Source organism: Cytophagales bacterium, assembly GCA_033344775.1.
In the GTDB taxonomy this organism is placed as follows: domain Bacteria; phylum Bacteroidota; class Bacteroidia; order Cytophagales; family Cyclobacteriaceae; genus JAWPMT01.
On sequence record JAWPMT010000004.1, the window covers coordinates 364,452 to 389,358 of the forward strand.

At 44.2% G+C, this 24,907-nt stretch carries 8 protein-coding genes (1 of these 8 running past the window's edge); 2 read left to right on the forward strand and 6 right to left on the reverse strand.

Translation table 11 applies throughout. From position 1 onward, the window contains the following. The 5 genes from R8G66_10410 to R8G66_10430 all read right to left on the reverse strand — a co-directional run. Positions 1 to 12,174, reverse strand: the 5' portion of a protein-coding gene (locus R8G66_10410) for an amino acid adenylation domain-containing protein (GenBank protein ID MDW3192771.1). 3,357 nt of this gene lie to the left of the window's left edge; 12,174 of the gene's 15,531 nt are visible here — the first part of the coding sequence; the start codon lies at positions 12,172 to 12,174; its stop codon lies beyond the left edge, outside the window. A gap of 319 nt (positions 12,175 to 12,493) precedes the next feature. Continuing rightward, on the reverse strand, positions 12,494 to 13,075 hold the full coding sequence (locus tag R8G66_10415; GenBank protein ID MDW3192772.1) for a hypothetical protein: 582 nt from the start codon (positions 13,073 to 13,075) through the stop codon (positions 12,494 to 12,496). A gap of 242 nt (positions 13,076 to 13,317) precedes the next feature. Further along, positions 13,318 to 14,358, reverse strand: a complete 1,041-nt coding sequence (locus R8G66_10420; GenBank protein MDW3192773.1) for a polysaccharide lyase family 7 protein — start codon at positions 14,356 to 14,358, stop codon at positions 13,318 to 13,320. Positions 14,359 to 14,597: 239 nt separating this feature from the next. After that, positions 14,598 to 15,308 (reverse strand): FadR/GntR family transcriptional regulator, encoded by a 711-nt coding sequence (locus R8G66_10425; GenBank protein ID MDW3192774.1) that lies wholly within the window; start codon positions 15,306 to 15,308, stop codon positions 14,598 to 14,600. Between the two features lie 294 nt (positions 15,309 to 15,602). After that, positions 15,603 to 18,671, reverse strand: coding sequence for a polysaccharide lyase family 7 protein (locus R8G66_10430; GenBank protein MDW3192775.1), 3,069 nt, complete (start codon positions 18,669 to 18,671; stop codon positions 15,603 to 15,605). A 273-nt stretch (positions 18,672 to 18,944) separates the two neighbouring features. Between R8G66_10430 and R8G66_10435 the strand changes: the two genes are divergently transcribed. Further along, positions 18,945 to 20,891 carry a chondroitinase-B domain-containing protein gene (locus R8G66_10435; protein MDW3192776.1) on the forward strand — a complete coding sequence of 649 codons (1,947 nt, stop codon included), beginning with the start codon at positions 18,945 to 18,947 and terminating at the stop codon, positions 20,889 to 20,891. 17 nt (positions 20,892 to 20,908) lie between these two features. Next, complete coding sequence (locus R8G66_10440) at positions 20,909 to 23,572, forward strand: DUF4955 domain-containing protein (protein MDW3192777.1); 2,664 nt, start codon at positions 20,909 to 20,911, stop codon at positions 23,570 to 23,572. A gap of 12 nt (positions 23,573 to 23,584) precedes the next feature. Here R8G66_10440 and R8G66_10445 read toward each other — a convergent pair whose 3' ends face one another. Further along, positions 23,585 to 24,799, reverse strand: a complete 1,215-nt coding sequence (locus R8G66_10445) for a glycoside hydrolase family 88 protein (GenBank protein MDW3192778.1) — start codon at positions 24,797 to 24,799, stop codon at positions 23,585 to 23,587. Positions 24,800 to 24,907: the final 108 nt, after the last annotated feature.

Genomic DNA, 24,907 nt, shown 5'->3' on the forward strand with positions numbered 1-24,907 from the left:
TGCGATCAAACTTTCAAGGCAAGCCTCGTATTTTGCAGCCAATTGTTCAATAGTCACACGATCAAATCGCTGATTACTGAATTGAATGGCAAGCTGCAATTGGTCGGATCGAATCTCCCCGGTCACGTCAATTTCATGTCGTCTGGAAGATCGGGCGCTTTTGGTTCCCTGGATATTGGTATGAACAGACATTGGTCCTTCGGAACCCACACCCTGATCAAATTGACCGAAAAAGTTGAAGCTTACAGGCAAATTGGTCTGATCGAAAGCACTTCTTCCTTGTAGAGCGCTCTCTTGATTAAGTATTCCAAAACCGACACCATGGTTAGGGATCTTTCGAAGCATCTCCTTGGTTTCCACAAGTGCGGTAGCCCATTCAACCTCATTACCGGATTCAAGAATGACAGGGTAAATACTCGTAAACCAGCCTACTGTTCGGCTGACATTCAAATCGTCGAAAAGGCTTTCTCGCCCATGACCTTCCATGGCGATACCGATGGTATTTACTTCAAATTGGTCGTGAATTGCTTTTCCCAGAGAGGTCAACAACAATTCATTGATATTGGTATTGTAGGCCTGATGTGCACCGGATTGCAAATCAGATGTCAGTGAGCGGCTTAGCCACAAGATGACTTCATCGGTATGTTCCTCCTTGTCGCTACCGGCTACATGATCCACTGGAAGGCGATCTGTTTCTCTAGTGGTCAATTGTTGCCAGTAATCGTATTCCGCACCGGTGCTGTCTAGTTTCGATGGGTAATCGGCGAGCTTATTGGCCCAATATTGGAAAGCATCCGTTTTAGCAGGCAAATTGAATGCTAATCCATCTTGATGCTGTTGCATCAACGTCGCCAGGTCTTCTGCTAAGATCCGCCATGAAACCTGATCCACAACAAGGTGATGTATGACCACCAACAGAAAATAAGCATCGTTGAATTCAAACAACGAAAGCCTCATCAGCGGACCTTGTCCCAAGTTTAAGCTGCTCTGTGCTTCGTGTATCTGGTCATCCAAAATTGTCCTCCAATGCTCCGAGGACTGACCTGAGAAATCGTGGATGTCAATGACTGTTGGACTGTCATATCCCTGATTGATCTGACGCACTCCGGATTCAGTCCCTTCAAAAACCATCCTTAGCGCATCATGGTGACGCTGCAGATGTCCAAACATCTTGTTCAAGGCTTCAGCGTCAATGCCTTCGGGCAACTGGATCATCACTGCCTGGTTGAAATGATGCGGATCCTCCAATTCCCATTCAAAAAATGTGCTTTGAATAGGTGTCAATGGCAGTTCTCCCTTTATCTCTCCCTGCTCTGATACACGTTGGGTCTTACGCATCGCATATGACTGGTCTTTCAAAGTGGGGTGGTCAAACATGTCCCGAAGGGTCAGTTCATATCCTTTTTCCTGTATGTGAGAGGCTATTTGTATGGCCTTGATAGAGTCTCCGCCGATGTAGAAGAAATTATCATGCAGACTAACCTTTTCATGTTTGAGCACATTCGCCCAAACCGATGCGAGCAGCTTTTCTTCGAGTGTATCAGGCGCCAAATAAGTGTCATTTGCGGCTAAAGCAACACTACTGATACGCAAAAGGGCCTTTTTGTCTGCTTTCCCATTTGGTGTCAAGGGAATTTTTTCGACCTCATGGAACCGAGCAGGAATCATGTACTCAGGCAAGGTTTGTCTGAGATTATTCTGTATCTCAATCAAATCCAGTTCAGCCTGCTCTGATACGATATAAGCGTGGAGTTCCTTTTGTTCACCGTTTTCGATGGCGAGCACTACATTATCACGGATCTGATTCAATTGCTGTACGTGGAACTCTACTTCACTTAGTTCAATCCGATATCCTCGAATTTTCACCTGGTCATCTTTCCTGCCAAGGCAATCAAGTGTTCCGTCTGCAGACCAGCTCGCCAAATCACCCGTACGATAGATTCGGCCTTCCTCTGCAAAAGGATTGTCTATGAATCGTCCGTATGTGGCTTCTTCATTATTTTGATAACCCTGCCCTACTCCGGCACCACCAATGTACAGCTCTCCAACTCCGCCTATTGGCAACGGATTGAGTGCTTCATCTAGTACGTAGGCATAAGTATTCGCGATCGGTTGCCCGATCGTAATTGACTGCCCCTGGTGCACCTCAGATGCTACACAACCAATGGTGGTTTCTGTAGGGCCATATTCATTGTAAATCCTTAGATTATCACCCAAAGCAACCAAAGTATCCACATGGGATGATTTCAATTGATCACCACCAATGATGACTGTCTTGATGTTGGTCTGAGTCAGGTTTAGGCCTTGTAAAAGGCTAATATGGGCAGGTGTAAGTTTGATCGCATCAATTGGTGAAGCTGGATCGAAACAATGTCGCAACACTTCATCCTGAGACCATGACGGATCCATGATCGACAGGGTTTTCCCACGAGTGAGCGTACAGAAAATACTGGTCAGTGTAAGATCGAAACTTAAAGGCGTGAACAACGGAAAATGACCATGTTCGGCAGCTCCAAAATAGTATTGATCCGCCCACTGTACATAGTTGTTGAGGTTATCATGACTGACCTTACAACCTTTGGGCTTCCCTGTAGATCCAGAGGTGTAAATCACATAAGCAACTGAATTCTTCTCAATTTCAACTTCTGGATTAACTCGCTCATATTCCGGTAACCAGTCTGGCTCCAAAATTTGATCATCGAGCACCATGATATCCAGCGCGGATAATTCCAATTGGTCAATCAAATGATCCTGCACGAGCATCAATTCAATCTCAGCATTCGCGACCATGTAGGACAACCGCTCGCTTTGCTGTTCGGGATCTAACGGCACAAATGCGGCTCCGGTCTTGAGTATCCCCAACAGGCTGATCAACAAGGCTGGTCCGCGTTGCATGAACACACCGACCTTATCTCCAGAACCAATCTCCTGTTCTATCAGGTAGTGCGCCAGTTGATTGGCCTTTGCATTGAAGTCCGCATAGGTCAGGTCACCTTCCGAAGAAGCAAGGGCAAGACCATTCGGATTTTCCAACGCATGACGCTCAATCTGACTAAGCATCACCTCAAATACCGACTGCTGAGTATCGTTGAAATCTGTCAGCAATACTTGACGCTCTTCCGCTGAGATGATATTCAGAAGTCCTATCGTCGTTTCAGGCGCTTTGATTACCTCACCACATAACTGGACAAAGTGTTCAAACATCCGATCGATGGTCTCTGACTCAAACAGATCTGTATTGTATTCTAGTTCAAGTTGCAGGCCGTTCTTGTGCTCACTGAATTGGAAGGTAAGGTCGAATTTGCTGTATTTCGTACTGAATGCCTGTTGCGAAACCTCCACCTGATCAAACGGTAGCTCAATCTCCTTATCGCCTACCAACGTGACCATTACATCAAATATTGGATTTCGACCTCTGTCACGATCTTCTACCAACTCCTCCACGAGCACATCAAACGGATACAGTTGATGATCCAGCGCCCCGGTAATGTTCGCCTTGATGTCATTGGCAAAAGCTTCGAACTTCTGAGTAGGGTCGATTTTAGTCCGTATGGCCAGCGTGTTGACGAAAAAGCCAATGAGGTTTTCCAAATCAGTATGCTCTCGTCCGGCAACAGCGGATCCAACAATAATGTCTTCCTGATCACTGTAACGATGCAATAACACTTTAACCACAGCCGTAAGTGTCATGAACAGACTCACGTCCAACCGCTGGGCAAGTGCTTCCAGGTCCTGATTTATTTCGTCATTTAACAAGAACCTGGCGATAGTCCCATTATGGCTCTTTACCTTGTTCCTGGCTTGTTTATAAGGCAGGCGCAATTCCGGGAGGTCTCCGGCAAGTTTTTCGTGCCAGTAATTTTTTAAAACATTCGCGTACTCGCCCTCTAGCAATTCATTCTGCCAGCTGGAATAGTCCTTGTACTGGACTCTTAATGCTGGCAGAACAGGCGAATCTTCATTCACAAAGGCTTGATAGTACACCATCAACTCTTTGGCAATCACTTCTGTGGACCAACCATCCGCGATGATGTGATGGATATTGAAAAATAGGGCGAAATCGTACGCTTTTGATGAATTCGCTTTCTCGACATTCAATTTGATCAATTTGACCCTTAGCAAAGGTGCTTTTGACAAACTGAATGGCAATTGCATGTCTTGTTCTTCAACCTGATCAAGCAATTCATCCACATTGGATTCGTTACTGTAATCCAGGTATTCCAGCTTGAGTCCGACGGTATCATGCACGATTTGAACAGGCTTGCCTTCAATTCGCTCAAATGTTGTTCTTAAGGTTTCATGACGCTGTTCCAGGGCACTTAATGCCTGACTAAATGCTTCTACATGGATATGACCTTTCAACAAGAAGGTTGAGGTCATGTGATAAAGACCGGTCTGTCCTTCCAATTGATCAAGTATCCAAAGTCTTCTCTGGGCATTGGAAACAGGATAATTTGCCTGCTTTTGTATCGGTTCCAAGGCCAAAAACTCCTTGGATTGTCTGGTGGACAATTGAACGGCCAATTCTCGTATGGTCGGGTACTCAAAAATTTCTCGAATCGATATATCAAGCCCCATGTCCCGATGTATTCGTGATACGACACGCGTCGCTTTAAGGCTATGTCCCCCTACCGCAAAGAAATGATCCGTCACATTGATACGAGAAGGTTGTCGCTCAAGGACCTCCGACCAGATTTCAACCAACTGCTGCTCTATCCTGGAATTAGGACTTGTTTTGGCAATCGGAGTACCATTTTGTAAGCTTTCCATCTTAAGCAATGCCTGCTTATTGACCTTCCCATTGGAGGTCAGGGGCAAAGCGTCAAGGACTGCAAATTGTCCAGGAATCATGTACAGTGGCAGGCTTTCTTTCAAAAAGCCAGTTAATTCCCGCAGATCAATCACATCCTTATTTGCAACGATCCCTGCGAACAGGATTTTCTCTCCACCTGCCTCGACCTTTAATTGAACGGAGGCTTCCTTGATATCCGGATAACTCGTCAAGGAATGTTCGATTTCTCCTATTTCAATCCGATAACCACGGATTTTTACCTGATCATCAATTCGGCCCAGAAACTCGATATTTCCATCTGGCAACCACCTTGCCAGGTCACCTGTTTTGTAAAGCTTCTGCCCTTCCTCAAAAGGATGATTGATGAATTGCTCTTCCGTCAACCCAGCTTGATTAAGGTATCCTCTAGCCAGGTTGATACCGGAAACACACAATTCTCCCGGAGAACCAATGGGTTGAATGTTTTTTGAGGTATCGAGAATATACAACGACACGTTCGCAATCGGCTTACCAATTGGAACATAGGGATATTCTTCACTCTTACTGCAATCAAAATAGGCCACAGTCACTGCTGCTTCGGTCGGGCCATACGTATTGATGAGTGAGATATCATAGGGATGTCCGATGTATTGGTAAAATTCAGACACCTGGCGTTGGGTAATGGCCTCACCTCCAGTGTACATGAATTTCAGAGAAGATAAGTCTGAGGGTTGTTCTTTCTCCTGATAATATTCGTTCAATGCAGCAACCATCGTAGGAACCACCTTGAGATGTGTTACCCCGTGTTCTTGAATGGTCAGGGTGAGAGCCTCTAAGTCTCGTTCCTCTCCTCCCGGCAGTATGCACAAGCGAGCGCCAACCAGCAGTGGCATGAACAATTCCGTCAAAGAAGCATCAAAAGTGTACGGTGTATTGTGAAGAAAGACTTCCTCTGAGGTCAAATTGAACTCATCTTTCATCCAATATAGCCGATTAAGAATGGCCCGATGTTCTACCATGACTCCCTTGGGCTTGCCGGTTGAACCAGAGGTGTAAATGACGTATGCCAGATTGTCCGCTCCAATCTTTTTGGTCGGATTTTGAGGCTCATTGAAAAGTTGAGGCTGTATTGTTACCTGAGGTATGTTAACCATTCGGTCAAGCTTCTCAGGCATGATCTTATCCGTCAATAAGAGCTTGGCCTCGCTATCGTCAAGTATGTATTCTAACCGCCTTTCAGGGGTATTGGGATCAATTGGGAGATATGCCCCTCCTGCCTTCAGAATACCCAAAAGCCCTATGATCTCCACTTCACTGCGATCGGACATGATCGCAACCACCTGGTCCGGCAGGATGTCATGATTATTGATCAATAAAGCAGCCAGTCCATTCGCTTTTTCATTAAGCGATCGATAGGTCAAACTAGTCTCACCTGCTACGACTGCAATTGCCTCTGGCGACTGAGCCACCTGTTTTTCAAAGAGCGCAACCAGCGTTTGATCAACCGGGTAATCCGCCAATCGCCCATTGAATGACTTCAGTAAGGTCTCATCTTTCGTGGTTATGATCGGAATATTATGTACCGGAAAACGCAGGATACCTGACACACCGGTAACCAAATACTCCAGATTTCTTGCCACCTGCTCAATGTCTTTCTCCTCAAAACATGCCCCATTGTATTTGAATTGGATGGTCAATTGATCGCTAGGGATCATGACCAGATTCAAATCGTAATTGGTCTGTTCCAGGAATTCGAAGTGACCATCTAGCGTAAATCCTGCTGATGTCTGCTTATCTGATGTACCGGCAAGTGCTTTGAATAACTGATCCTCAATCGGATAGTTTTCGAATATCAGGATTTGATCGATCAGTGCATTACCCATCTCTGAGCGCTGCTGAATTTCAGAAAGCGCCGTGTAGTGATAAGGTGTACTCGAAAGGGACTTTTCCTGCACCTGGAGTAATAACTCTTCAAGGGTATCTTCCTTTCCAAAATTGATCCGAACCGGAACCGTATTGATGAAGAGTCCGACCATTTCCTGGGCACCTTCCAGTTCCGGAGGTCTCCCCGACACAACTGCCCCAAAAACCACATCATTCACCAAATTGTACCTGGTCAACAGTACGCCCCATAAGGTCTGCATCACGGTATTGAGCGAAACATGATGATCAGCAGCAACCTTCTTCAATTCCGCAGTTACGGAATCACTCAAGGTAAGTTCATACTTGCGATTATCATATTGTTCGCTGTTCAATGGCTTTTTACCAGGTATCGTCAAATGTTGTCGGTAATCTTTCAGGTAAGCTTCCCAGTAACCCAGCGCCAAATCCGCCTCGTTCTGTTCGAGCCATCTCAAGTGGGTTTTAAATGGCTTCACTTCAGGTAAGGAATCAACAAAACCTTCTTGATAAATTGCGATCCATTCTTTCATCAGGAGTGCATTACTCCAACCATCAGTAATGATATGGTGATGGCTCCAAACCACCTGATAGGTCTGGTTAGAACAGGCAAATACCATGATCCGCATGAGCACATCACTGGCCAGGTCAAATCCTCGTCGTTGGTCCTCCTGTTTATACCTTGTTATAACCTGTGATTGCTCCTCAATAGTAACGCCTTCATCGATCAGGTTTCTGAACTTAAATTCAATGTTTCGGCTCCTGGCAATAACCTGTAAGGGTTGATCAAAATCTTTAAAAATGAATCCTGCACGTAAAGCCTCATGCCGCTGCATCAACACATTGTAGGCCCATTCCACCCGCTCCAAATTCAGATCTCCTTTAAGCTTATAGCTCATTTGGCCAAAATAGGCCCCTGCCGAAGGTTCGTACAATTCATGAAAAAGGATGCCTTCCTGCAGCGGTGTGAGGGAATAAATATCTTCCACTTCACCAGTGAACTGATGATTGACCATTTCTAATTGATCGTAGCTAAGCTGGGAGAAGGTATAATCACTAGGAGTTGCTACTTGTTGATCAACCGACACACAAAAGGTGATCAAATCTTCTAAATGCTGCTGATAGGATTGCATCAGGGATTGCATCGTTTCCTGATCAAAGCGCGCCTTACAGTAGGATATGGTCAGCGCCAATTGGTTATCGCTGATAAATCCGGAGACGTCCAATTCATATTGGCACTGATTGTGAATACTTTGAGAACCAGCAGCGGCCGATAAGATCCTAAAATCACCGGACTCATTATCCAATTGCCCAAAGAAATTGAAGCTGATCTGAGGTGTCAGTTTGGTTTCAAACGCATGGTTTTCATTCCATTTCAGAATATTATAATGCACCCCATGATTAGGGATGTTCCGTAGCATTTCCTTCGTTGTAATGAGCTGATGATGAGACCTGTCTTCCGATTTGCTTGTTGCTTCCAGCACCACCGGGAAAATACTAGTAAACCAGCCTACTGTTCGACTCACATCTACTTCATCTGGGATAGCCTCCCTGCCATGACCTTCCATCGCCAGGATTATTCGATGCACATCAAATTGTGACGCTAATGCAAGGGACAATGCCGAAAGCAACAGGTCATTGATTTGTGTATTGTAAGCATGATGGGCTTCAAATAGGAGTTTTTCAGTCGTAGCTGTTGACAATTGAAAAGAAACTGACCGGGTGTCCTTGCTGAGGTAATCAACAGAATCATGATCGGGCACCAATACATCTAGCTCAGCTTGTTCCAGTTTCTTCCAATAATCCAGCTCTTTTTCGGGTATACTTATTTCATGAATCAACTTTTCTGCCCAGAACAGATAAGCATCCGTCTTGAGCGGTAGTTCAAAAGATTGACTTTTATGATGCTGTTGGTAAAGTGTCGCCAGGTCTTGCGTCAAAATTCTCCATGAAACCAGGTCAACGATCAGGTGATGTACGACCATCAACAACCGTCTGTCTTCGTCGGTCTCGAAAACTGCCGCCTTGATCAGAGGACCGTTTTTTAAGTCAATGCTCTGCTGTAATGCATGAACTTTGGCTTCTATTTCTTCAGTTGTTTGATGCTCGGTTTCTTTTTTAAGATCAATCCATTCTAATACGAATGGATGCTCTATCCCGCCGTTCACTTGGCTGTCGCCATCAAAAACCAAACGCAACCCATCGTGATGTGTTAACAAGTGGTTGAGCATCAACTGTAGCCCTTCAAAATCAATACCTTCGGGAATATCCAGCCATACCGATTGATTGTAGTGATGCGCGGCAGTTAATTTCCAACTAAAGAACTCTTTTTGGATGGGTGTAAGTGGAGCAGCCCCTTGGATCAAAGACTGATCTGGTACGCGTTGCAAAGTCCTCATTTGTTTTGCCAGATCTCTTAGGACCGGGAAATCAAAGATTTCTCTCAAACCAATTTCATACTGCTTATTCTGAAGCTTCGACTTGATCTGAATGGCCTTGATAGAATCCCCTCCGATGTGGAAGAAATGATCGGAAATCCCGATGTGTGCATGATTCAATACACTCCGGCAGATATCCAATAACACTTGTTCTTCTTGAGTAGCGGGAAGTTCTAATTCAACCGAGTCACTGTCCAGATTAGCATACAATTCTGCCAACGCTCTTTTATCTGTCTTGCCGTTGCTGGTGAGTGGCAATTGTTTGATGAAAGAAAAACGATTCGGCACCATGTAGTCCGGTAGTCGATGCTTCATCTCTAAATGCATTGTTGTAGAGGTCAATGCTTCCTCCTCTGTAACCACAACGGCAAACAATTCAGCACTCTCTCCTAAGCGGTCCGGCATCGCCATTACTACGGCATCCAATACACTTTCATGGGTACACAAATGATGTTCAACTTCGCCAGGTTCGATGCGGTAGCCTCTGATTTTGATTTGATCGTCGATACGCCCCTTCAGAACGATGCGACCATCTGGTAACCATCGGCCTTTGTCTCCACTACAATAAATCTTTTCCCCGGGCACAAATGGACTTTCCACGAACCTTTGATTCGTGATCTCTTCTTGATTGAGGTATCCGGCTCCTACTCCAATTCCTGCGATACATATCTCCCCATCCATCCCAACAGGCACTAACTCTCTATGCTGATTTAGGATATAGATCCTGGTGTTGTCGATGGGTTTTCCTATATCAATGAGCCCTTCGCTAGAAACCGGTCCGGCAATACAGCCAATGGTGGTCTCCGTTGGCCCATATTCATTTTCAATGCACAAGTCAGGGTTAATGGACCATAACTTCGACGTGTGCGTTCGTTTCAATTGCTCTCCGCCGGTGATCACGACCCGTACATTGCTCTCCTTCATTTCCGGGATCAGCGAAATGTGGGTAGGCGTAAGTTTCACCGTATCAATAGGAGTGTCAGCACTAAATACCGCTCCTAAAATTTCATCTACCCCAGTATCCATTGGAAAAATGGATAAGGATTTGCCCCGTGACAAAGGGCTGAAGATACTGGTCAGGGTAAGGTCGAAACTTATGGAAGTGAATAGGCCGAAATTCCCTGCTACGCCATCATTGAAATAGTAATCACTGGCCCAATTCAGATAATTACGGAGATTCTGATGCTGCAAGACACATCCCTTAGGTCGTCCCGTAGAACCTGAAGTATAGATCACATAAGCTACTTCGCTCGGATCAATTGAGGATTCAGGGTCGGTTGACTCATAGCCTTCCAGCCAATCATCAGTAATTTCTCCTTCGTCCAACATCAATAAGTCCAGGTTGGCAACATTCAACTGACCAACCAAATGAGATTGGGTGAGTAGCAATTCAAGCGAAGCATCTTCAATCACTGACGAAAGGCGATCACCTTGCTTTGAAGCATCCATGGGCACGAAGGCTGCTCCTGATTTTAAGACGCCAAGAATTCCTACCAGCAATTCATAGCTACGATCCATGCAGACACCAACAAAATCTCCCGGTCCGATTTCCAGCTCTTGCAAATAATGACAAAGTCGATTGGCATGGGCATTGAGTGTGCCATAAGTCCACGATTGATCACGAAAAAAGACCGCTGTATTCTTGGGTGAAAGTGAAGCTTGAGCTTGAAAGGCATCAACAAACGTCTGATCACCTGGAAATGGTTTTTCGGTTTCGTTGAACGTTTCCAGCAATAAATGCCTGTCAGCTTTAGGTAGATGTGCTATTTCACTAATAGACGTATCCAGCGAATCAGGTAACGTGTCAATCAGATGATTCAGATGTCCAAGTATTTGGCGGACCTGATCTACCTCCACATATTGCTTATTATAACTTAAATCAAAGGCTATCTCTTCATCGTCCTGATAGTCCCTGATGAAAAAAGTAAGCGGCATCGCTCCCACTCCTCCTGAAAGGGGAATGATTCTCGAAGGGGAACCATCGATCGTTGGTGTATAACGATGTTTCTCAAATGAAAACGTGATGTCAATCAGATTCCCTTCCAATTCAGTTGCATGACTTTTTATATCCTTTTGGATCTCGTTGAAAGGAAATCGTTGGTACCGGTAGTTCTGTCTGAGCTCGGACTTGATCAAATTCATCAGGTCGAGCAGGTTCTGTCCGGGTTCAACTTGCAACCTCAGTGGAGATATACCAGTAAAGAGTCCAGACGTATTTTTCTCCGCGAAATTGCCCCTGTTGAGGATCGGGATGCCAATCACCCAATCGTATTTTTGGTAAATCTTACTGAAGTATAAGAATATTGTTGCCAGGAAAAAGTGAAATTCCGATACCTTGTGTTCAGTACATGCTTCAATTACTCTGGCGTATTTTTTTCTATCGATGAATATCGTTTCTTTCGGAGCTACTCCCGGCTGATACACCCCTTCCGGGGATGGAAGCAGTGAATCTGGCAGAGGAAATATTTTATTCTTCCAAAAAGATCTGGCAGCAGCAAATTGCTCAGACTTTTCATACTTGATGTCCTCATAAATGAACTCTTGAAAGGAGAAGATTTTGTCGGATGTATATGACTCATCTTCCTTCATCGCCGTATAAATGTCTGATACGCGATTTACCATGAGGGATATCGCCCAGCCATCAAGCATGATATGATGTGCCCTGATGTACCAAATGGATTCATTCGGGCCTAAATGCAACAACAAGTAATGAAACAAGAGATTCGAGGACGTAAGATCAAACGGTTTCTTGAAATCATCCTTCATAAAATCCAATGCCACTGCAAAGGGATCATCCCGATCCGAAAAGTCTACTTCATCTATTGGAATTTCGATCTCAGGTAGGAAAACCTGATAGGGCTCTTCTTCAAAAAGACGTATTTGAGTTCGAAAAGCGTCATTTTCGGCAAAAAACTGTTGAGCTGCTTTTCTAAATCGGACACTCTCCAATCGCCCTTTGACATGATTATATCCACCAATATTATAAACAGCGGTGTTGGGATATAGTTGTTCTTCCAGCCATATGGCCTTCTGATTCCCAGTGAGTGGGTTCTTTTCTAACGGCATGCTGATCTCGTCTATGTTGGTGTATGCTTAACGCCATTCAATGGTTCCTAACGTTGAGAAAGGAGCATTCAAAGACGCTTCAACAAATCTAAGATCATCTGCATGTGTTTGGTAAATTCAAGCCAATAAAATTTAATTCTTTTGTTTCAACCGACAATTGAGGGCAGATATTCGATCAAAAGGAAGTTGTTCTTCTAAATAGAAGATCACCGAACACTTTACAACCGGAAAAGGCCTGTATTTTACGGCGGTAAATCATCTATTCAATCAGGCTTTTTCTTATAAATGCTGCATTTTCTTCCAGAAAATGCAATGGTATTCACTCATTGTTTTCAGCGGGGCTTAAGTAGGATTCTGTGAGTTTCAAAAAATATGCTTCGTACTCGTCATAATTATCTCCTTCAGATCGCGGCTGGTACTTTCCTCGAGCCTTCATACCGATCAACTCATCGTTTTGGAAATAGTACACTTTTGTTGTCTTTCTGGTTTTCTCTGGGTCATACCATTTCTTTAATCCCATCATCCTGGCGCGACCCTCATCCTGATCAATAGGTGCGTTGTATTTGTAATAGACCTCAGCAATCATGAGTAATTCTCCTTTCCGCAGATAAAATGCCCGTTCCTGGCGAAATTCTTTCGTAAAGTCAGCCGCATCAACCTTCACCAATGCTTGATTGTCGAAAAACTTGGTCGCCTCATTCCCTTGATTTGAAAACTCAAAGCCCCTCATTTCCTGTATGCTGAAAGCCGTGAGGTTCTTGTCAATTTTCTTGCAGTATTTTTCTATCACCCCGATTTGCTGCTCAAAACTCTGGGTTCTTCCAGGTAAACATGACAATAAGATAAATGCAGAAATGGCGTATGTAATTACACACTTGTGGTGAATGGCGGCGATGTACATGTCAGGTCGATTATTTGTCAATACCAGCAATCAGGATGGCTAATTCCTGATCACTCTCTTTAAAACTGACTGAATCTGAAGAAAGTTATCGTTGACCCAGCAGCTTTGTGCAATGAAGATAGCCTTAATTCAGTATTTCATAGTGAAGCATGCTGGAAAACTTCATTCCCAATCGATGAATACCTGAAAATCTCGGACAAGCAGTAAAAAGATTTCAAAACATCATCCTACCAAAATTGACATCAATCGTTCTTAATGAAATAACCTTCATTAGAGATTGCAGCGTCACTCACCACGATGGTCGCTTCTTTGAACCATACTTCAGCATAGTTGCCCGTTTCATATTGTTTTCGAATATCGCCTCCATAAATATCAGCAGCGGAACACCACAGTGGATTTACATCAGGCGACTTGCCATTGGTTTGATTATAAGCACCCAATTTAAAAAACAGCCCTTCCTCTGCATAGGCATTACTTCGTTCGAGTCCATCTTGCCCAATTGAGAGGAATAAGTCCCGCGTTTGATTGGGGATATCTGCTGCCGCGGTGTAAACCGATTTGATGAGGTTTTTAGTAAAGGTCTTTGTTTCATGTCCTTGGCTTTTGAAAGTCAGGTGCATCAATCCATCCTTGACTTCTACTTCGTAACTAAATTCTTCACCAAGCTCGATCCCTTCCTCGGGCTCATCAGGATAAGTATCTCCGTCTTCTCCAACGACAGAAAAGTCATCACCCCATACGGCCGTTGAAAAGTCCCATCGTCCACTATTGTCTTCTCCTGCTGTATTGATCTCATAATGCCAGAAAACAGATCCTTTGGTGTGCCCGGGAAACTTTTTGTAGAAAATCTTCAGCGGTTCATTCTCATGTCCGTCCGCACTATGAATCTGACCTACTACAACGGAATAAGATGCGGCTACACTAGCGTCACCAGTAGCGGATACTTGCATTACTTTTAGCGTAGCCGTAAGTTTTGCATCTGTTGTTGGCAACCACTTTTTTCGTTGGGCCAGCTCCGTTCTGGTATTGTTTGAAGTGCCATGTGTATCTCCCGAATTCGGCGCTTTGAATACCACCCAATTTCCATAGCTCTGTTTGGTTGTATAGAAGAAATCCTGATGATTAAAATTAATCGCCTGGCCAGCATTTGAACCATCACCCAATATCAGGTTCCAATGTTCAAAAAACGGAATAACATCACTGGCATAGGCTAATTCATCAGCCTCCGAATTTTCTGTATGCTGTTGTTTATTCGAACAACCGAATAATACTGATATTCCCATCAGAAATAACAGTTTCGGCACAAATCTCATGTTCATTTTAGCAATTTTTTTTGGCTGGCAAGTACAAGATTCCCCCCTTGAAGGACTCCTTTAAATTTACTAAATATATATGGGCTAAAATAAGGTTTGTAGTATCTATTTAACCACCGCTGATTCCACTGATTCAAATCAACAATTGATTAATTCAGGACTTAGAAAGATAATAACGATGTTGATGAATAATGCCTGGACTTTCAGGTCTAAACTTCGCGCTCATTCACAAAATTAGTGATGTCTCTCAAGTGCTCGGTCATGACTTGACCGGCTCCCTCGACATCCTGAATTCTGATTTTTTCAAGTAGCTTTTCGTGTTGCAAATCAACCCCTTTGGACCTCCCGTTACCACAAACATCGTGCTCCTTAAAATAAGTCAGGATATCTGGCGTGATGATCAACATAAGAGATTTAAGCACTGTGTTTTTACTGGCTTCTGCAATTTTTATATGAAATAAAAGGTCCTCTTCAACGCCATACTCGTCTTTTATCAGTTTTTCTTTGTGAGCAAACAGTGCCTCTTCAATTTCCTTTAAGTCTTGTTCCGTCCGCTTCTCTGCCGCAAGCATAGCGGCATGTCTCTCAAGGATCGTTCTTGTATTCACCAACGATTTGAAGTCTGTCGTATTCAGGTTGAGCATATTCGTGATCAAACCTTCTAATGCTGGCAAACCTAATCCCGCAACCACCGTTCCGCTTTGAGGATGTGTTTTTAGGATACCATAAAATTCAAGCTTGCGAAGTGCATCTCTTAAATGGGTTCGACCTACGCCCAATTTTTCACACATCCGACGTTCGGAGGGCAGTTTATCACCTGCCTTGATCTGGCCTGACGAAATCAGGTCCTTGATTTGTCGTATGATCTTATCCGGCGTTGATTCGACTTTTATCTTTGAAAAGCTATTAAGTAGCTCCATCGTATACTATGCTCAATTTAAACTGTCATCATGAAATGATGGTCAGTCAAATTTAATCGGAATCAGATTAATGTCAAATCAGCAAATGCGGACCTTTCTTCAGAAAATGTGCTTAATAATGCGTAATTCTGACATCTTCTTCTGCGCAAACGATTGTAAAGCAAAAACAGCCTTAATTATAACTGATTGGCAATCAAGGCACTAAGCCAACATCGAGATTGAATTTAAATACAATAATTCTTTATAATGAGAGTAGCTGTTTATTCCAGGCAATTAAGATCTACTAACAACGGCTTATCTCTTGATAATTCTAGACCTTTGGATCGTTCCCCTACCTTCCAATTTTACAAGATAAATTCCAGCTTTCAGGGCACCAATATCTAGTGTCTTGCTTTCGGGGATGTTAATTTTCATGATGACCATTCCCGACTGATCGTAAACCGTGAGGCGATCATATTCCGCTGCTCCCTGAATACTTACAGTTGCGTTTGCAGGATTAGGCATAAAGACGATCTCATCTTCTGTGTCCTGGATAGCATTTAAAATGGTACTTATTACAATGATTTCTGTGGTTGAAATGTATCCCCCATCCTCTGTCGTTACTGTAATGGTGGCAGTTCCAGCGGTTATCGCGGTTACTAGTCCGTTCTCATCAACATTGGCTACAGACGCATCACTGGAGCTAAATCTAACCGCTTTATTAGTTGCATGTGAAGGGCTAATGGTGGCCGTAAGTTGCTGCGTTTCTCCTTCCAAAAGCTCGATGCTTGATTGGTCCAGTACAACTCCGGTCACCAACACTTCTTCCCGCTCACCTTCCCCAAACACGCGGAGTTCTGTCAGACTGACCCAGGGACCAGTATAATCCTGGGCTCCTGTTACTGTAATTCTTATGAACCTGGATACAACATTGTCAATTGCGCCGACTATTGGAGCTGCAACCGAACCAGGTGCGCTGTTATTAGATTTATCAACCAGTGTCGAATAAGTCCCGTCTTCCGTAAGAGAACCTTCAATCGTAAACTGATAGGCGCGTGCTTCATGGGATACAACCTCTACCTGGCTAATGGCAATATCTCCCCCTAAGTCCACGGTAGCTGATTGCGGAAAGTCCCGGACGGACCACCTTGAATCGGTATCACCATCTACAAGATTGGCAGGCACATTAGCTCCATCAGCAGTACCGGAACCGACAATGGGTTGGCCTAATGCCCAATTTAACTCCGTTGATAGCGCCAGAACCTGAATGACCATCGTATCCGTGTACCCTCCCTCATCGGTGGTCACCGTTATGGTAACTGTTCCCGCAGAAATTCCGGTTACTAAACCATCTTCGCTTACGGTGGCAATACTTTCATCTTCAGAAACAAAATTGACAATTTGATTCGTCGCATCAGCAGGTGAAATAGCCGCTTCCAGTTGTAAAATCCCTCCAATAGCAACTGCTCCATCAATCTCTTCCAGGTTCACACCGGTCACATCTACAGGAACACTCACCGTGATATTCGTACTCAACGATGTTCTGGAACCTCCTTCGTTATCAGTCGCTCTGGCGGTGAAAGTATAGGCACCTTCCTCATATCCAGTCAAGGTAAATGAATATGGAGCTGAGGCAACTTCTCCTATCTTATTATCACCACCTTCAAAGAATTCTACTTTGGTAATTGTTCCATCTGAATCTTCTGCCTCTGCCGTTATCGTGATGTCACTACCCGGCTCGAAATTGGTGTTGTTCGCAGGAGAGGTAATGCTTATGGACGGAAATCGATTCTGTTGTTCGCCGTTTTCTTCAAACAACTCATCAAAATGTGCCGTGGCCTCACCATTGTCTTGCAGATATACCCCTGCCTTCCAGTAGCTTGGGAAGGTCCAGAAGGAAACATCCATATTCACTTTCTCCTCCCCTTCAAAGTCGATGATCATGTTGCCATCTACCAAACGGATATCACAATTGAAGTATCCTCCGGGATCTTCACCTAGATCAATGTGGGTCGTATTGACACCTCCGTCATCAGTCTTAATGGCTGCCCAGATGTGATTGGCCGGCGCTTTCGTCTGATGTTTATAGATCCTTAATAAAGGTTTATTGGGTCCATCACCGACATTGGCATCATCGTGGATTTGCATGACAGTGACCTGATCACAGGTCTGCTCCACAATATCAATTCTCCCATGTAAAGAGCGATTACCCTGGGTGAGGTCCCAATTCGTCTCATTTCTAAGCTCTGTGCGCATGCTTTCTCCTGACTGATGGAACAATATCTTATCACCATCCACAACATAGAAATATTCAGGATGGGTGTAGCCATCATTCAAGGCATCTTTATCTCTCAGCGTTGAACTGGTAGGTGCTTGCAGTTTACATTCTGCCAGAAATGGCTGAAATCTTGGAATATCAGATGGAGCAGCATACTCAGTTGGGGGAACAGGCGCTGAATGTGATACATCCAATGCGAAGAATGATACCTGTGCATACTCATCGACATCTCCCGCATTGTTTTGGTTATAGTTTCCAGCCTTGAAGTACATCCAGTCATTGGCAAAGCCACTATCAGTCATGTCTATTTCCTGAACCACATCTTCTTTACCTTCTCTCATGATCGTTACCGTCAAGGTGTTGAAAACGACCTTGATCTCGTAGCTAAACTTCTCTCCAAGGGCAATTCCATCTTCCGGGTCTTCGGCATCATCACTTCGGCTACCGATCATGTCATACCATTGCTCAGCACTAGTAGTAGGTTCATGCGCCACATAAATGGACCCTTTGGTATGCCCAGGTAATTTGCGATAATACAATCGACAAGGTTCATCATCAGAAGCATGTATTTGGCCCACGATCGTTCGTCCAACCTTACGAAACTCATCTGAAGTCTCTGACACGTGATCCACTGCCAGTGTAGCAGTCATGACGCCATCTACACCGCCAGCCGCTTGTTGGTTTTCCATGGTTGATGAAGAGAAAACCCAGTTGTTCCCGTTGATTCCTTGTGTGGGAATACTATTATCTTCCCTCCGGATCATTTCCCTCAGCTCATTTCTAGGGTAAGTGCTCCCTCCTGTCATCCCGTCATTCGGACACCAGAAAACCATGGCGCCAGTATTGGGATCGGTATAAAACTCCCCTTCTCTGTTGAAACCGTTTGATAACACATCAACAGGGACTTCTTGCTGATTGGGTCGCGTCAGTTTCCAATAGGAAAGGTCGAAATTACCACTAGGCGGGACACTTGTGTCTAGCTCTTGTGCATTGGTAAAATGACCAAACACACTCCAAATGAATAGTAATGCGATTAACCTAAAGCAAAGAGGTTTCAACGAGCAACCCATGAACCCAGCGACCTTACCTCGAATCAATTCTTCCATGATTTACAATTAAAAACAATGTCTAACCCAACAGCACATTAGTGTGTACTGCCAATATTATTTAATTTTTTATGGACGACTAGTAATTGGTCGACCAATTTATTGCTAATATAGCAATATAATGTTGGTCTGATTGGTATTAGCAGTTTTAATGTGGCATCGCAAACGACATTTGTTGTCAATTTCTCAGAATCCAACTGATGACGTTTCAGACACTATGACTCAATATTAAAAGTACCATCATGTTCTCACTGTTCCATTAATTCACTAGCAATGAAATACCTGTTTCAACTTTCACTTTTACTATTAACCACGATTCTGTGTGCTCAAACACGGTTCAATGTCTCTTCTGTAGAAGAATTTGACGCGGCTCATGACCAGGCAAGTGCCGGAGATTCAATCGTTTGGGAGGCAGGCACCTATTCCGACATCCGAATGGATATCAGTAAGGAGGGACTGATCGTTACAGCGGCGCCATACGGCACGGTAATGTTTACTGGATTATCTCGTGCGGTCATTGATGCAGATCACACCACTTTTTCAGGCTTCCAATACATAGGAGGAAACATTTCAACCTTACACGTCATCACGATCAATAGCAGTGATGTATTGTTTACTCACATCAACATTCAGAATTATACCTGCCATAAATACTTGATTGTCAATGAGGATGCAAGAAGGGTTACCATTAGCTACAGCAATTTCGAAAACCGTCTCAACCGTGCCGATCAAAACATCCTGTCTATACTAGTGGATAGGGATGAACCAGGCTTCCATAAAATCCAGTATTGTTCGTTCAAAAATTTTGACGGAACTGGCAATGATTTAGGGATCGAGCCGATCAGAATCGGGGTGAGCACACAAGCGGAATACGACAGCAGAACGCTCGTGGAATATTGCTACTTTACCAATTGCAACGGTGATGGAGAATTGATCTCTTATAAAGCCGCTCAGAATGTCATCCGTTACAACACTTTCGAGAATAATCCTGTAGCTGAACTCGTACTTCGTCATGGAGATGAAGCCATCGTCTACGGCAATTTCTTCATTAATAACATGGGAGGCATCCGCGTCAGAGAAGGGTCCAACCATTATATCTTCAACAATTATTTCGAGGGAATCAACCGACGTGCGATCTACCTACAAAATGATCCCTCTGATCCTTTGTCCAACATTCATGTGTATTTCAACACCATTGTGAATTCGGCGGACATGATTCTTGGTGGTGGCAGTGGGTCCAACCCTCCTACGAACGTCACGATTGCCAACAACATTTTTGCTAACCCTCAGAGTGAGCTTTTTGAACAAGCTACCGGAACGGAGACTTGGGTTGGAAACCTTTCCTTTGGCACGCTGGGAATAGATCGACCATCGTCCGGACTTTCAGAAACTGATCCCTTGCTAGAAGAGAATAGTGAAGGTTTTTTTCAACCAGCATCAGAGAGCGCCGCGCTTGCTAATGCTACAGATGGCTTTCCGGAAGTTCCGTTGTTTGAAGGGTTGGAATATGATCATGAGATCCTTCTTGACCTGATGCAATCATCAAGACCTGAAGCCATTTCTGATCGAGCCATTGGTGCATCCGAGTTTTCAGCTACGGTTTTGGTGCAACCCCATGTAAATGAAATGAACACAGGTCCAAGCTACTTATTTGACAACCTGATCGAATATGTTACAGTCAATGATGACCTGCTCTTTTTCGGGAATGGTGAAGAGGATCAACTCGTAAAGATTTCCAGCAATGTGGATTGGACAGTGACGGTGAGTGACAACACCTGGATCTTCACGGACCTAACAGAAGGCTCTGGAGATGCCTCCCTTTCCATCTTTACCCGTGCCAACGAAGAAGAAGTGGAACGTTCAGGGACGGTGACCATCAGCGGAGAATCCGGATCTGTAACCATCGACATCAATCAAAGGGCGGCTGATCCCGTGATTCTCAATACTCCTGTGGAAGAAATCGAAATGCTCATTTACCCCAATCCTACCGAGGCTCGGGTTTTATTGAAAAACTTCCCAGTTGGAACAAGGGATTTATCGATCAAAATCTTTCAGCTGAATGGTAAGCCCGTTTACTCTAAAATTCATCTAATCGATCAATCCGAATTGATCATTCAAACGGAGGAGTTTCCATCTGGGACCTATATTCTGAAAGGAAGATACATTGATCAAACTGGAACTTTCAGTGAGGAGTTTGTGAAGAAATTAGTCATTAAGTAAATCTTACAGTGAAGATTATGGTGACCATAAAACTGAATGCATCAATCAAGAAGCTGTTGTTCTTGTTGACCGGTATTTTATATCAAGCTCTGTTGTTTGGCCAGACTCCTGAAATATGGCAGGATTACCTGGACGATAAAAGCAATGGCATCATTCCTGAATTAAATGATTACTCCTTCACGGGCTATCACTTTTCTGAAAAAGAGATTCCCAACATTGATGGATGGACGCACTTCAATGTCGTTGATTTTGGCGCCATTGCGGATGATGATGGGTTTGACGATGATGCTATTCAGGCGGCCATTGATGCAGCGGAAGATCATACTGGTCCCGCGGTTGTCTTCTTTCCTTCCGGCCGGTTTATGGTGAGCGACAACAATAACACCAATGAATACATTCGGATATCAAGAGACAGTATTGTCCTCAAAGGAAGTGGTTCCGAAGTGGGTGGAACAGAAATTTTCATGAAAGAGATGCGTGTCCAGAACGGGCATTGGCAATTTAGTTTTGATCCGGTCAGTACCCATTCAGGTTCCTCCACACTTATAACCGAACCGGTTGCGCAGGGTGAACATTCGATCATCGTACAGGAAGCTTCGGGCTTCTCTACAGGTCAGGTCGTTTTGATCTCTCACCAGAGTCCGGAATTCGCTGAACATCACTTTGGCGATTTGCCGCTAAGCTCGCAATGGACACGACTTTTTGGTTCCGGGGGTATGCGGGTTTATGAGTTGCATGAAATAAAATCAATCACTGGTACGCGCATCACCTTTACCAATCCCGTTCAGACCGACCTACCTACATTAAGAGAACCTTATGTGGTTGAACCCTATAGCACCATGCAGGAAGTGGGTGTTGAGGACATCCTGTTCACTAGCGATTGGGTTAATTATCCGGAAGATTTCGTTCATCACAAAGACGATATCCATGACTATGCCTGGAATGCCATGCAGTTCAATCATATCAGGAATGGATGGGTGCGTAACTGTGAATTTTCCAGTTGGAATCAAGGCATTGATGTCCGAGAATCCATTGGTGTCACGATCTCCAATGTCACGATCTCAGGCAAAAAAGGTCATGCTTCGTTTCTGACCCGAAGAAGTTATGGCTTGCTCGTCAAAGACTGTTCAGACCCGGCAGGACAACATCATGGCCCTGGTACCGGGTACAGTGGGGTCAATACAGTTTACCTTCGACACAGTATGTTGGAAGATATTTCCGTAGACAGTCACAGTGGTCAGCCATATGCTACCCTTATGGATGATGTGGATGGAGGGGTCATGAGTCAAAATGGTGGCCCACACGACAGCTACCCGCATCACGGACAAGACTTCACCTTTTGGAATTACCGACATAAATCTTCCACAGCCAAAACCTATGATTTTTGGTCGATCATCAGGAATGGAAACACCTATGCCTATCCCAATTTCATAGGGTTCCAAGCCAATAATGAGGTCACTTTCATGGATGAAGGTCTTAACCAGATGGAAGGTCAAATGGTAAGTCCCCGATCTCTTTTTGAAGCACAACTGGAACTTCGATTAGCTGAATCCGGTCCGAAGATCAGTTGGCTGGCGCCAGGTTACGGCGTTGAAGTTGAAATCAACGGTGATCTCAGTGTTGAGGTGGATGTAACTGACGATGGCAGTGTTTCTTCGGTGGTGCTTTATATCAATGGTATTGAACAAAGAACGCTTACCAGTGCGCCCTACCGATGGGGACAAGACCAAAATCTGGATCCTAATCTATTTAACCTGAGTCCAGGTACCTATGAACTAAAAATAGCCGCCACAGACGAGGACGGGAATGTATCCACTGATGCTGTAAAAGCCTTCGTCGGAAAAGCTCCAACAATCAATTTCGTCAGTCCTTCGAATGATGAGGTTGTACCTTCAGGAGTACCAGTCACAATAGAAGCTTCCGCATCAGATACGGATGGCACCATTAGTTCTGCTTCTCTTTATTTTGATGACGTATTAGTCAGTACCATCACAGCAGCTCCTTTCCTATGGGAGAATGAATCTGCACTGGCTTCATTAATCAGTGGCGAGTACGCGCTTCGATTGGTAGCAACTGATAATGACGGATTGGTAACAGAGGCAACTCAAAACCTAATCGTCAATGATTTTCCAAAGGTTTCATTTAATAAACCCACTCAACAAGATGTATTTGAGCAGGGCGCTAATGTCCAGGTCGATGTGAATGCGACAGACAATGACGGTGAGATAGATGAAGTGAGACTGTACCTGAATGGCACTTTTCAAAGAGCAGAACTGAACCCACCCTATACATGGGGAGTGCAAGGAAGTTTAGACCCGGAGCTTTTTGAAATGCCAGCGGGTAATTATGAATTGGAAGCGATTGCCGTAGACAATCATGGAAGCGAATCATCCGTCACCATTGTATTTGTCGTTGATCAGGTTTTGAATACCGAACAGCAAAAAGTGACCCTCGTGACCTTTCCAAATCCGTTTAATCAAAACTTAATGATCCAATCGGAATTGCCCATCCAGGACATCAAGTTATTTAATGCGGCTGGCGCTTTAATTTCTATAGAAATAGCGCCACCCTTATCAGGAATCTCGCAATTGCGTACTGATCACCTCAGGACCGGCATGTACATCTTGTATGTGGTTCATGAAAATCATTCAATACAGGAATTCAAGGTCATTAAGAAGTGACAGCATACCATACTAAAATTGCCCGGTTTTGGATCGATACAATGCCTCCAGAAAGTAATAGTCCGCATAATTGATCGGAACGTCTAATTCATCTTTTGCAGGATAATTACCTGTGCTATGATCAAGAATGAAAGGTCCTTCTACATCAGAGGGCAGCACGTAAGCCCCACTGTTTAATGAATTCAGAATACTTAACGCGTAATCACCGTATCCCTTCCCTGGCATGAATGAATTAAGCTCCAATAATGCAGAAGCGGTGATGGCCGCCGCCGACGCATCACGAACAGCATTGGGAATCTTCGGGTCACTCATGTCCCAATAAGGGACTTTATCCTTGGGCATATCAGGTAGACTCATGATAAAATCTGCGATCGCTATTGCTTTGTCCAGAAAACGAGCATCCTCCGTATACCGATAAGTCATCGTAAATCCATAAAGCCCCCAGGCTTGTCCTCTGGACCAAACAGATTTCGCATGGATTCCCTGATGGGTCAATCTTTGCAAGATTTCCCCTGTTTGGGGGTCATAGTCCAAGACGTGATAAGAGCTATGGTCTTCACGAAAATGGTTTTCCATGGTTTTAACCGCATGTGACACAGCAATGTCATGAAAGGATTGGTTCCCTGATATTTTACTCGCCTCGAACAGCAGTTCAAGGTTCATCATGTTATCAATGATGACCGGAAATTGCCAGCGATCGCCTCCAAAATCCCAGGACTTGATACAACTCGTGTTTTCGTTGAATCGGGTACTTAATGTCGCTGCACTTTTAACGATGACTTTCTGCCATGCCGAATCTGGCACAATTTCATTCGCATTGCCGATGCTACAGTAGATTTTGAACCCCATGTCATGGGTACCATCATTCGTTTGTTCTATTGCACTAAAAGGAAGCCATTTTTGAGCGGCTTCCAGGTAGGCTTCATTTTCGGTCAGTCGGTAGAGGTATAAAAGGCTTCCTGGGTAAAAACCGCTGGTCCAGTCCGATGACTTGACCTTCCTGATGCTGCCATTCGGTTCCACGCTTCTGGGAAAACCAGCTTCATTCACATCATAATCCAGCATATGAGGTATCCGGTCCTCATAGCTTATTTCAGGTTTCTCTTGGCCCTCTTCTCTATTCTGATTTCCAGTGTTTTGGCAGCCGGCTATGAATAAAATCAAACATCCAAGGATCAAGAGGTTTCTCCTTCTCGAATTCGAAAGGCTATAAAAGTTATCTATCATGAATGAATTATGTTAGATTGATTTCAATGATTCTGGATGTTCGATTTTGGACTTTCGTCAAGTTACGAAATAGAATAAAAAAAGCATCCTCCACTGCAAGGAAGGATG

Bases quoted from the DNA above. Each gene is read 5' to 3' on its own strand.
- R8G66_10435 (MDW3192776.1), top strand. From the start codon at position 18,945: ATGAAATACCTGTTTCAACTTTCACTTTTACTATTAACCACGATTCTG.
- R8G66_10425 (MDW3192774.1), bottom strand. From the start codon at position 15,308: ATGGAGCTACTTAATAGCTTTTCAAAGATAAAAGTCGAATCAACGCCG.
- R8G66_10445 (MDW3192778.1), bottom strand. From the start codon at position 24,799: ATGATAGATAACTTTTATAGCCTTTCGAATTCGAGAAGGAGAAACCTC.
- R8G66_10415 (MDW3192772.1), bottom strand. From the start codon at position 13,075: ATGTACATCGCCGCCATTCACCACAAGTGTGTAATTACATACGCCATT.
- R8G66_10420 (MDW3192773.1), bottom strand. From the start codon at position 14,358: ATGGGAATATCAGTATTATTCGGTTGTTCGAATAAACAACAGCATACA.
- R8G66_10440 (MDW3192777.1), top strand. From the start codon at position 20,909: ATGGTGACCATAAAACTGAATGCATCAATCAAGAAGCTGTTGTTCTTG.
- R8G66_10430 (MDW3192775.1), bottom strand. From the start codon at position 18,671: ATGGAAGAATTGATTCGAGGTAAGGTCGCTGGGTTCATGGGTTGCTCG.